At 55.2% G+C, this 11,650-nt stretch carries 9 protein-coding genes; 3 read left to right on the top strand and 6 right to left on the bottom strand.

What is annotated here, in order from left to right; genetic code table 11:
• Positions 1 to 744 (top strand): class I SAM-dependent DNA methyltransferase, encoded by a 744-nt coding sequence (locus ACJAXR_RS14600; RefSeq protein ID WP_415059044.1) that lies wholly within the window; start codon positions 1 to 3, stop codon positions 742 to 744.
• A gap of 48 nt (positions 745 to 792) precedes the next feature.
• Here ACJAXR_RS14600 and ACJAXR_RS14595 read toward each other — a convergent pair whose 3' ends face one another.
• Both ACJAXR_RS14595 and ACJAXR_RS14590 read right to left on the bottom strand, forming a co-directional pair.
• Entirely contained in the window at positions 793 to 2,046 is a 1,254-nt protein-coding gene (locus ACJAXR_RS14595; RefSeq protein WP_415058994.1) for a ribonucleotide-diphosphate reductase subunit beta, read from the bottom strand.
• A gap of 86 nt (positions 2,047 to 2,132) precedes the next feature.
• The gene (locus ACJAXR_RS14590) at positions 2,133 to 4,997 is read right to left on the bottom strand and encodes a ribonucleoside-diphosphate reductase subunit alpha (RefSeq protein WP_415058993.1); all 2,865 of its coding nucleotides are present in this window, start codon (positions 4,995 to 4,997) and stop codon (positions 2,133 to 2,135) included.
• Positions 4,998 to 5,372: 375 nt separating this feature from the next.
• Between ACJAXR_RS14590 and ACJAXR_RS14585 the strand changes: the two genes are divergently transcribed.
• On the top strand, positions 5,373 to 6,086 hold the full coding sequence (locus ACJAXR_RS14585) for a response regulator (protein ID WP_415058992.1): 714 nt from the start codon (positions 5,373 to 5,375) through the stop codon (positions 6,084 to 6,086).
• A gap of 25 nt (positions 6,087 to 6,111) precedes the next feature.
• A complete protein-coding gene (locus tag ACJAXR_RS14580; RefSeq protein WP_415058991.1) occupies positions 6,112 to 7,701 on the top strand; it encodes an ATP-binding protein in 1,590 nt (529 codons plus the stop codon).
• 9 nt (positions 7,702 to 7,710) lie between these two features.
• Here the strand turns inward: ACJAXR_RS14580 and ACJAXR_RS14575 are convergent, their stop codons facing one another.
• The 4 genes from ACJAXR_RS14575 to ACJAXR_RS14560 all read right to left on the bottom strand — a co-directional run bounded on the left by ACJAXR_RS14575 (position 7,711) and on the right by ACJAXR_RS14560 (position 11,276).
• Positions 7,711 to 8,334 carry a QsdR family transcriptional regulator gene (locus tag ACJAXR_RS14575; protein ID WP_415058990.1) on the bottom strand — a complete coding sequence of 208 codons (624 nt, stop codon included), beginning with the start codon at positions 8,332 to 8,334 and terminating at the stop codon, positions 7,711 to 7,713.
• A gap of 84 nt (positions 8,335 to 8,418) precedes the next feature.
• Positions 8,419 to 9,177: an SDR family oxidoreductase gene (locus ACJAXR_RS14570; protein ID WP_415058989.1), complete on the bottom strand. Its 759-nt coding sequence runs from the start codon at positions 9,175 to 9,177 to the stop codon at positions 8,419 to 8,421.
• A 114-nt stretch (positions 9,178 to 9,291) separates the two neighbouring features.
• Positions 9,292 to 10,158 (bottom strand): alpha/beta hydrolase, encoded by an 867-nt coding sequence (locus ACJAXR_RS14565; protein WP_415059043.1) that lies wholly within the window; start codon positions 10,156 to 10,158, stop codon positions 9,292 to 9,294.
• A 251-nt stretch (positions 10,159 to 10,409) separates the two neighbouring features.
• Positions 10,410 to 11,276 carry an alpha/beta hydrolase gene (locus tag ACJAXR_RS14560; RefSeq protein WP_415058988.1) on the bottom strand — a complete coding sequence of 289 codons (867 nt, stop codon included), beginning with the start codon at positions 11,274 to 11,276 and terminating at the stop codon, positions 10,410 to 10,412.
• Positions 11,277 to 11,650: the final 374 nt, after the last annotated feature.

The raw sequence follows: 11,650 nt of genomic DNA, 5'->3' as shown, positions 1-11,650 counted from the left end.
ATGTCCAGTAACGCCATCTACACCGATCTATCGGGTTTTTACGACTTAATGTGCGCCGATATCGATTACAGCGCTCAGAGCTATTGTGTTCAGCGCTTGCATCAGCTGCTCGGCGGCAATGGGAAAAGGCACCTCGATCTGGCCTGTGGTACTGGACCACATGTGCGCCATCTGCTCGATGCAGGGTATGAAAGCAGTGGCCTCGATATCAATCAGCCGATGCTGGACAGGGCGCTTATACGTTGCCCGGAAGCTGACTTTTCCCTGCAGGATATGTGTCATTTTACCGTGAATCAGCAGTTTGACCTGATTACCTGCTTTTTGTATTCGATTCATTACAGTGCCGAACTTATCAGGTTGCAGGCGTGCATCGCCAGCGTGCATAGGGCGCTGGTGACAGGGGGGCTGTTCTGCTTCAACGCGATCGACAAGCACCAGATCGACAACGGCTCTTATGTATCGCATACCACCACACAGGCTGACACTCTATTGAGTTTTAGCTCCTGCTGGCATTACTTGGGCGATGGCGAGCAGCAGTCTCTCAAATTGCGCATTGAAAAAAAAACGGCTGCCGAAAGGCATGTGTGGCACGACCAACACAGCATGGTGGCTGTCAGTTTCAGCCAATTACTGGCGCTGTTGGAGCCCTACTTTGAAGTACATGTGCTGGGGCATGACTACGAGATCATCACTCCCTGGGACAAGACGTCCGGGAATGCGATCTTTGCTTGTGTGAAGATTTAGAGCACGGCGCGGCTAGGGATGGGCACAGCATGACTGTGCCCCAGTCAATCAATCCCAGCTCAACGCACCCCCCGTCTGATACTCGATTACTCGCGTTTCAAAGAAGTTCTTTTCCTTCTTCAAATCCATGATTTCACTCATCCACGGGAATGGGTTGACGGTACCTGGGTACTCTTCCTTCAGGCCGATCTGTGTCAGACGCCGGTTGGCAATGAACTTGAGGTAGTCCTCCATCATGGCGGCGTTCATGCCCAGTACGCCACGGGGCATTGTGTCGCGTGCGTATTCGATTTCCAGCTGGGTGCCCTGCAGGATCATCTGCGTGGCTTCGTCTTTCATGCTGGCATCCCATAGGTGGGGGTTTTCGATCTTGATCTGATTGATCACATCGATGCCGAAGTTCAGGTGCATGGACTCGTCACGCAGGATGTATTGAAACTGCTCGGCGACGCCGGTGAGCTTGTTGCGTCGGCCCATGGAGAGGATCTGAGTAAAGCCGCAGTAGAAGAAGACACCTTCAAGTACGCAGTAGTAGGCGATCAGGTTACGCAGCAATTCCTTGTCGGTCTCGACCGTGCCGGTATTGAAGGTTGGGTCTGAGATGGAACGGGTGTACTTGAGGCCCCACGCGGCTTTTTTCGCGACCGAAGGGATCTCGTGATACATGTTGAAAATCTCGCCCTCATCCATGCCCAGTGATTCAATGCAGTATTGATAGGCGTGGGTGTGGATTGCCTCTTCGAAGGCCTGGCGCAGGATGTACTGGCGGCATTCTGGGTTGGTGATCAGGCGGTAGACGGCCAATACCAGGTTGTTGGCGACCAGGGAGTCGGCGGTAGAGAAGAAGCCTAGGTTGCGCTTGACGATACGGCGTTCGTCGTCGGTCAGGCCCTCGGCGGATTTCCACAGGGCGATATCGGCGGTCATGTTGACCTCTTGCGGCATCCAGTGATTGGCGCAGCCGTCCTGGTATTTTTGCCAGGCCCATTCATATTTGAACGGCACCAATTGATTGAGGTCGGCGCGGCAGTTGATCATTTGCTTGGCATCAACGTTGACGCGGGCGGCAGAGCCTTCGAGTTCTTCGAGCCCTTCCTGGATATCGAGTTGATCAAGGGCGGCCTTGGCGCGGGCAACGGCGCTGGAGTCATTGCTGGCAACCTGGCGGGCGTTATCAACAGCGGCGACGGCCTGTTGGTCAGGTTTGGTGTCTACGGCCAGGTCGTGGGTCGAGGTGGAACTCGGCGCTCCCAGGGGGGGTGTGGTGGTTTGGTTGTTGTCTAATTCGTCCCAGCTGAGCATGGTATGTCTCCAATATTCTTGTGCAGAAGCAACTTCAAAATGGGTTCCCGCATTCGCGGGAATGACGGGGCGGGGGCCCCTTAGTGTTACTGACAAGCCTCACAGTCGGGTTCATCAATGGCGCAGGCTTTTGGGACCGGGGCAGGTCCAGCGGGAGCGCCATTGGAGACGGCATTGAGTTTGCCGGTATCCACGGTGGATTTCTCGGTGCTGGTAGCCGCCAAGGCGCGCAGGTAATAGGTCGTTTTTAGTCCGCGGTACCAGGCCATGCGATAGGTCACGTCGAGCGCTTTGCCAGAGGCACCGGCGATATACAGGTTAAGTGACTGTGCCTGATCGATCCATTTCTGGCGGCGGCTGGCGGCTTCGACGATCCATCTGGTTTCCACCTCAAAGGCGGTGGCGTACAGCGCTTTGAGGTCGGCCGGGACGCGTTCGATCTGCTGTACCGAACCGTCGTAGAACTTCAGATCGTTGACCATCACCGGGTCCCAGAGTTTGCGGGCCTTGAGGTCGCGCACCAGGTAGGGATTGATCACGGTGAATTCGCCGGACAGGTTGGATTTGACATAGAGGTTCTGGTAAGTCGGCTCGATGGACTGCGATACACCAGTAATGTTGGCGATGGTTGCGGTCGGTGCGATGGCCATGATGTTGGAGTTGCGGATGCCTTTCTTGGCTCGCTGGCGCAGTGGTTCCCAATCCAGGGTCTGGCTGCGATCGACTTCAATGTATTTGGCGCCGCGCTGCTCGATGAGGATGTCCAGCGAGTCCAGCGGCAGAATGCCCTGGCTCCAGAGTGAACCATCAAAGCTGGCATAGTTGCCACGCTCTTCGGCCAGGTCACAGGAGGCCTGAATGGCGTAGTAGCTGACGGCCTCCATTGACTGGTCGGCGAAGCTGACGGCCGCGTCAGAGCCGTAAGCGATGTGCTGCAGGTACAGCGCGTCTTGAAAACCCATAATGCCCAGACCCACTGGACGGTGTTTGAGGTTGGAAATTTTCGCCTGTGGCACCGAGTAGTAGTTGATGTCGATGACGTTATCCAGCATGCGCAGGGCGGTCTTGATGGTGGCTGCGAGCTTGGTCGTGTCCAGCTTGCCATCTTTGATGTGGTTGGGCAGGTTGACCGATCCTAGGTTACACACGGCGATTTCATCGGCCGAGGTGTTCAGGGTGATTTCGGTGCACAGGTTGGAGCTGTGTACGACGCCCACATGCTGCTGCGGGCTGCGCAGGTTGCAGGCATCTTTGAAGGTGATCCATGGGTGGCCGGTCTCGAACAGCATGCTGAGCATCTTGCGCCACAGATCTCGGGCTTGAATGGTCTTGTGCAGTTTGAGCTTGCCGTACTCGATCAGCGCTTCGTAGTACTCGTAGCGCTCCTCGAAAGCCTTGCCCGTCAGGTCGTGCAGGTCGGGTGTGTCGGACGGGGAGAATAGTGTCCACTTGCCGTCTTCAAAAACGCGCTTCATGAACAGGTCTGGAATCCAGTTGGCCGTGTTCATATCGTGTGTGCGGCGACGGTCGTCACCGGTGTTCTTGCGCAGCTCGAGAAACTCTTCGATATCCAGGTGCCAAGACTCCAGGTAGGCACATACAGCGCCTTTGCGCTTGCCGCCCTGGTTGACCGCGACTGCGGTGTCGTTGACCACTTTCAGGAAGGGTACAACACCCTGAGACTTGCCGTTGGTGCCTTTAATGTAGGCACCGAGTGCCCTTACGTTGGTCCAATCGTTACCTAGGCCGCCAGCAAATTTGGATAGCATGGCATTGTCGTGGATTGCATGATAAATACCTGAGAGTTCGTCAGGTATGGTGGTCAGGTAGCAACTGGAAAGCTGTGGGCGCAGTGTGCCGGCGTTGAACAGCGTCGGCGTGGAGGCCATGTAGTCAAAACTGGAGAGCAGCTTATAGAATTCTATAGCGCGGCCGTTGCGATCGGCTTCTTCAATGGCCAGGCCCATGGCAACGCGCATGAAGAAGACTTGCGGCAGTTCGAAGCGTACGCCGTCATTGTGTATGAAATAACGGTCGTACAGTGTCTGCAGACCGAGATAAGAGAACTGCTGGTCGCGGGTATGATCTAACGCTGCGCCCAGAGCGTCCAGATCAAACTCCTTCAAACGCGGGTCTAGCAGTTCCAGCTCGGCGCCCTTGTTAATGTAGGCGGGAAGGGCTTTGGCATAGAGTTCGACCATCTGATGATGGGTTGCGCTATCGGCCACATCCAGAAAGCCCAGCGCTTCGGCGCGCAGGGTATCCATTAAAAGACGAGCGGTCACGTGACTGTAGTTGGGCTCGCGTTCGACCAATGCGCGGGCGGCCATGACCAGCGCCGTATTCACATCATGCTGGGTGACTCCGTCATACAGGTTCTTCAGCGTTTCGCGCTCGATCAGCTTGGCATCCACTTCGGCCAGACCCTCACAGGCCTCGTCAATGATGGTGTGCATGCGGCCCAGATCCAGCGGCAGGCGGCTGCCATCGGCTTGGGTGACATTCAGCGTCGGATGGGCTTCGACTGGCTGACGCGCCCGGCGCTGACGGGAATGCTCCTCACGGTAGAGTACGTAACTGCGGGCCACTTTCTGCTCGCCGGCACGCATCAGGGCGAGCTCCACCTGATCCTGAATCTCTTCGATATGCAGTGTGCCGCCGGAAGGCATGCGGCGCTTGAAAATACTGCTGATGGTCTCAGTGAGCTGACTGACTGTTTGATGAATGCGACTGGAGGCTGCTGCCTGGCCTCCCTCCACAGCAAGGAAGGCTTTGGTGATGGCAACCTTGATCTTGTCATCGGTGTAACCGACAAGGGTGCCGTTGCGCTTGATCACGCGAATCTGGCCCGGAGCGGTCAGATTCAGATCCTGCTCGTGCTGATTGCCTTGCTGTGAGCTCGGCCGGATGGTGTCAGTGGTGTCTAAGGTAGGATTAGAGTTGGGCTGCATGGTGATTTCCTTGGCATGGCCGGTAACACAATATGTAGTGTTTTATTCTTTGGGTGAAGCTCGTCTCTGAATAGATTATCTATATGTGGTGTCTATATAACCGTTTGGCACAAGATAGAGTGTGATCGGCTCCTGCGCAAGCCGATTTTTAGATGACTGAATCATGGCTGATTGACGGCTAGTCGCGTCTTAGCCAGTAAATTCGGGCTTTTTAATGCTATTAGCGGCGAAAAATCACACAAGAAAATTATGTAACCACTACATGTAGTGTTTATAAGGTGTGACGGCTATCTCGTTTTGACGTCGGCTAGGCGTTTTGTCGGAGAGTGTTACAATCGCGGCTTCCCGAAATGAGATAGGCAGGTTGGCGGACGCATGGCAGCTGATAATGAACGCATACTCATAGTCGAAGATGATCTTAAATTGGCTGATCTGATTCAGGCGTTCCTTCGCTCGCAGGGTCTGGAGGTCGATTTGTTGACCGACGGTGCGGGGGCGGTAGAACACATTCTTGCCAGCAACCCTGATCTGGTGGTACTCGATCTGATGTTGCCGGGCGAAGACGGCCTGTCGATCTGCAAGCGTTTGCGCGCGGCCGGATATGCGCGGCCGGTATTGATGTTGACAGCCCGCAGTGATGATGAAGACCATATTCGCGGGTTGGAGTTGGGCGCAGATGATTACGTTAATAAACCAGTGAGGCCCCAAGTGCTGCTCGCGCGCATCCGCGCATTGTTGCGTCGTAGTCCAGATGTGGAGGCATCGAGTGGTGCCCCGGTTAACCGGCTTACTTTTGGTCCGCTGGTGATCGATCACGCACGACGCGAGGCCTGGTTGCGCAATCAATTGATCGATCTAACCGGTGCGGAGCTGGATCTATTGTGGTTGCTGGCGATTAACGCTGGACGCGTACTCAGCCGTGAGGAAATCTTCAATGCGCTGCGAGGAATCGAATATGACGGTCAGGACCGCTCTATAGACGTACGCATCTCACGGATCCGTCCAAAGATTGGTGATGATCCTGAATTGCCGCGTATCATCAAGACGGTGCGTAGTAAAGGCTACCTGTTTGTTGCCGTGCAACCCTGAACTTCAAACCTGAACCGGGCGCCCTGTGAACTCCATTTTCCTGCGCATCTACGGTGGCATGCTGCTGATTCTGATTGTGGTGTCGCTGTTGGCGCTGCTGGGAATCCGTTTGGTCAGCGAATTCCGTGACGAAGCGTACCGGGAGGATATTGCTACCGGTACTTTTCGCTTGATGGCTGATAATCTGCAGCCAATGGAAGGCGCGGAACGTCTGCGTGCGCTGGCCGCCTGGACACGCTTGATCGGTGTTTCGCTGCAACTCAAACCATTAATTGAGCTGGATCTAGATTCACGTCAGCGCACGCAGCTGGCCCGCGGTCGAGTGTTGGTCAAACCGACGCTGGATGATGAAGTGCGGGTGTTCAGCCGCGTGGATGAGAATATGGTGCTAACCACTGACATTCAACGTATCACTGAACAGTTAGGCCGAGCGACGCTTTTTCTATTGGTGGACGAACTGGTCCGTCATCCTGAATCCGATATGCCCGGACGCCTTCAGCGACTGCGGCGCGACAAGCAGTTTGGTTATCCGTTGATGCTCACACGTATCCGCGAGACTGATCTGGATGCTGACCAGCGACGCCGACTGGAAGAGTTTGATACGGTGATGACCCTGGGCCCTGACGGCTACTCGGTGCTGTTGTACATGAAGGTGACAGATACTGACTGGGTGCTGCGTCTGGGTCCGCTTTATCAAATGGAAGACTATCCTAGAGAGCTGTTGTTGATTACCGTACTGCTGGTGCTCACACTGAGCGGGCTACTGATCTATTTGCTGGTGCGCCAACTGGAGCGGCGCCTGACGTCGCTGGAGGCGGCCGCTATGTTGCTGACCCATGGCAACCTGGATGCGCGGGTGGACGCTTCGGGGCAGGATCCGGTAGGGCGGGTTGCTCGGGCCTTTAACGATATGGCCAGCCATCTTCAGCGATTGATGAAAATTCAGCAGGAAATGATCGGCGCGGTATCCCATGAGTTGCGCACACCCATTGCACGCTTGCGCTTTGGTCTGGAGATGGTCGAGACCTCGAAAAACGAAGTAGACACAGCCCATTATGTGCATGGTATGGATGCAGATCTGAGTGAGCTTGATATTCTGGTTGATGAAATTCTAACTTACGCGCGGTTGGAGCAGGGAGCCCCTGCGCTGAGTATGGTGCTGGTGAACGTGCCGGAGCTGATCGAGCGTGTAGTGAGCGAATTGGCGCCCTTGAATAAGGCAGTTACCATCGAGGTAGTGGATAACAGTTACCACCGGGCTAAGGCAGTCGATGCCGAGCAGCGCTACCTCACCCGGGCAATCAGCAATCTCATTACTAACGCCATGCGCCATGCCAGCAGTCAGGTTCGAGTTAGCTGCCGGGTGGTATACGGCCGCTGCGTGGTAAGTATCGAAGATGACGGCCCGGGCATCGAGACTCATTTGCGCGAAAAAGTCTTCACACCGTTCTTACGTCTGGACGATAGCCGCACGCGCGCATCGGGCGGCTATGGGTTGGGTTTATCGATCGTCAGACGGGTTATGTACTGGCACAACGGAACTGCCCATGCCAGCAGTTCTGATGCCCTGGGTGGGGCGGACTTTGTGCTGGAGTGGCCACTGCGACGAGGTTAGGCCACGTGTTCAGCGGGTGTGACCATTCACTAGTAGGCGAAAAGCTGTACTCGCAGGTTTGGGATCGGGCGTGCGCCCACAAATCAGATCACAATAGATAGCCCCCTCACCAATGCGGATAATGAAGTAGGCCAGGCTATCGGCGTCCATCTCGGGATTGATCAGGCCCGCATTTATCTGTTCTTCGAACAGTTTGCGCCAGGTTTCGATCAACCGACTCTGCAGCCCGGAAATATTCGAGGTCAGTAGTTGCAGTCCCCACTGTGGCTCGGCCCGGAGAAAGTCATGCATGGCCTTGGCATTAATTAGCGCGATATTGATATCGGTATAGATCTGCACCAGAAACTCGATGCCCTTGAGCTTGGAGTCAGCCTCGGCCCGCTCGATTGCCTCATCGTACAAATACTTGTATTGGGACCAGAGAATCTCGCCCATCAGCAAGTCCTTGTTGCCAACCCAGCGCATCAGAGTTGCTCGTCCGACGCCCAATTCTTCCGCCAGTAGCGATAGATTCAGTCGGCGGCCTTCCAACCACCAACGGCGGGCCATGCGAAATGCGCTCATTGGTGTCGCGCGCTCATCGGACTTGCGCTGTGACAGGGCCATTGAGAGGGGGGTAGGTTGGCTGCTCATGGTTTCTAATCCGGATTGTGTATGGCATTTCGTATTGTAGCAACATCGATACCAAGATTATAAGTGTCCCGGTTGTGCTACGGCTCAGCCGCGTCCGATAAAGGGCATTTTGGTTGCCATGATGGTCATGAACTGGATGTTGCTCTCCAATGGCAGGCCGGCCATCTGTACAACGGCTTGCGCAACGTGTTCTACATCCATCACCGCCTCCACAGCAATATCGCCATTGGCCTGGGGTACGCCTCGCTGCATTGGTGAGGCCATCTCGGTTGCGGCGTTACCAATATCAATCTGGCCGCAGGCGATGTTGAAACGTCTGCCATCGAGCGAAGTGGATTTGGTTAGCCCGGTCATTGCATGTTTGGTCGAGGTGTAGGGCGCTGAGTTGGGGCGCGGCGCATGGGCAGAAATTGAGCCATTGTTGATGATGCGTCCGCCCATTGGTTGCTGACTTTTCATTATCTTGAAGGCCTGTTGAGTACAGAGAAACGCCCCGGTCAGGTTTGTTTCGAGGGTCGCTTGCCAGTGGGCGAAACTGACGTCCTCAAGTGGAACAGGCGGTGCGCCAGTACCAGCGTTGTTGAACAACAGGTCCAAACGTCCGAAGTGTTCCCGTGTTGCCGCAAACAGGGCTTCAACCGATTCGGGCTTACGGACATCAGTCACTACGGCTAATGCGTTTTGGCCCTGCTCGTCGGCGGCATCAATTGTGGTGTTGAGTTGCTCTTCGCGTCGACCGGCAAGTACCACGCGATAGCCTGCCTTGAGTAATGCTAGCGCTGTGGCGCGGCCAATACCACTGCCGGCGCCGGTTACCAGTGCGACGGGTTTGATCTCGGACATGGGTGATTTCCTGCTGTTATTGATGACTTAGCATAACGCAGATGCAAAAAAACCGGTTACTCAGAAGTAACCGGCTGTTGATGATTCGCGCGTTCTGCGCTGGACGCGTTCCTCTTAGTTGATACCTTTACGCTCAACGTCCCAACCGCGGTCGATGCACAAGCCACAACGGCTACCGTAGAAAGTGCTTTCGGCACTGCCGTCGTTCATCAGATGAAAACGGAACCAGGCCGTGGATGGGCCGCGGAAATCACCGGCGTTGCCGATGGGCTCAAAATGGCTGGCGTTGGTGCGCTCGCCCCAGAACACCGGCACGTTGGCGTTTCGGAAAACGGGGGCGGCGTTCAAACCTGGTGCTGCGATGGTGTCACTGCCGCCAGTCATCAGGAACATGGGACCATTTTGCTGGCTCTGTGAGCTGGAGCGGTGGCCCAGTCCAATGGTGTAGGGCTGGAAGGGCGCAGTAACTGTAATGCGACCATCACGACCGGCCATGATGGTTCCGCCACCACCCTGAGAATGACCTGCGGCGCCTACGCGATTGACGTTCAACTTGCCGGCGTAAGTACCGGAACTACGACCGTTCTGTTCGACGAGAAAATCCAGACAATCAATCATCTCATCGCCGGAGCCAGCGTTAGATGTGCGTGCTGCAGCGACTACGAAACCTTGGCTTGCCCAATGGGTGAGCAGGCTGTCGTAGGTCGACGGTGAAGCGCCGGTGCCGTTCCCCCAGATGATGATTGGGTGGCGTCGACCTTCCTCACCTAATGTGCGCGGGCGATAGATGGTACAACTTGGTCCGGCATTAACGCTGGTGGTTGAGAACGATCCCGAGCGGCTGAAATCGGAGACGGAGGGGAATATCGAGTCGCCGCCAGTAGGTGGCTCAGGCGTCGGATCGGGCGCCGGAGCGTAAGCCATGACGCTGGTTGACATCAGGAGGGCGGCGGTAAGGCTGGTCAGTTTGAATGTTGCCATTTTCATAGTGATCTCTCTTCAGTTTGTTGTTTTTGAAGTCACTGAGCCTTTGGGTGCTATCGGTTGTTAGGCTCTCAGCACGATCAAATATAGAGATAGAGGCTATAGTAGACACTCGCCTGTTTGGGTTAAATATGGGACATATCTATAAAAAGATAATAATTAGAGTCTTTTCCCATCAATATAAAGCAGGCAATAAAAAGGCCGGACGCTTTGGGCGACCGGCCTGGTAGACGATTTTTACTTTGGTATCAGTTGATACCCTTGCGCTCAACGTCCCATCCGCGGTCCATACACAGGCCGCAACGGTTGCCGTAGAAGGTGCTCTCGGCGCTACCGTCGTTCATTAAGTGATAACGGAACCACGCAGTGGACGGGCCGCGGAAATCACCGGCGTCGCCGATGGGCTCAAAATGACTGGCAGTGGTTCGCTCGCCCCAGAAAACGGGCACGTTGGCGTTTCGAAAAACCGGTGCGGCGTTAAAGCTCGGCGTGGCAATGTAATCACGACCACCCGTCATCAGGAACATCGGACCATTTTGCTGGCTTTGCGAGCTGGAGCGGTGGCCCAGTCCAACGGTGTAGGGCTGGAAGGGTGCAGTGACGGTAATGCGACCATCACGCCCCGCCATGATCGCTCCACCACCACCCTGGGAGTGGCCTGCAGAGCCAACGCGGTTGACGTTCAGCTTGCCGGCATAGGTGCCGGAGCTGCGGCCATTTTGTTGCACAAGATAATCCAGACAATCGATCATCTGGGCACCTGAGCCGGCGTTGGATGTGCGCGCTGCGGCGACGACAAAGCCCTGGCTTGCCCAGTGGGTGAGCAGAGCGCTGTAGGTTCCCGGAGAGCTGCCGGTGCCGTTGCCCCAGATGATGATCGGGTGACGTCGACCCTGGTCACCTAGAGTTTGTGGACGAAAAACGGTACAACTTGGGCCTTCGTTGCCACTGGTAGTGGAGAAGGAACCGGAACGGCTGAAATCAGATACCGATGGGAAATCCGAACTTCCGCCGGACGGCGGTGTGGGTGTCGGACTGGGGCTGTAAGCCATAACGCTGGTCGACATCAGCAGAGCAGCGGCTAGGCTTGTCAGTTGGAACGTTGCTTTTTTCATAGTGGTTTCTCTTCAGTTTGTTGTTGTTGTTGAGATCACAGAGCCTATGACATGCAACTGATGATTAGGCTCTTAGCACGGCTGAATATAAGGTTACTGCCGCTGTATCACACTCGCCTATTCGGGTGAAATATGAAACAAGACATAAAAAATGGCTCATATTGGATTGTTTTTTACATCAATTAGATGAGGACCATAAAATGGTCAGGCATGCGTGGCGACCAGCCTAACCAAGGGTGCGGCGCTGGGTGAGCTGGTCAACTTGAAAGCAAAGGACGCACTCATGGGTTGTCTACAGGTAGCATTATTGCTGTTTTTTACAGAGTTCTATGGCTTAAAGCTCATAACAATGCCTTGACGCAATGGATGCATGC

The organism is Halopseudomonas sp., assembly GCF_047631575.1.
Taxonomy (GTDB): Bacteria; Pseudomonadota; Gammaproteobacteria; order Pseudomonadales; family Pseudomonadaceae; genus Halopseudomonas.
This window is presented reverse-complemented; position numbering and strand designations above follow the sequence as displayed.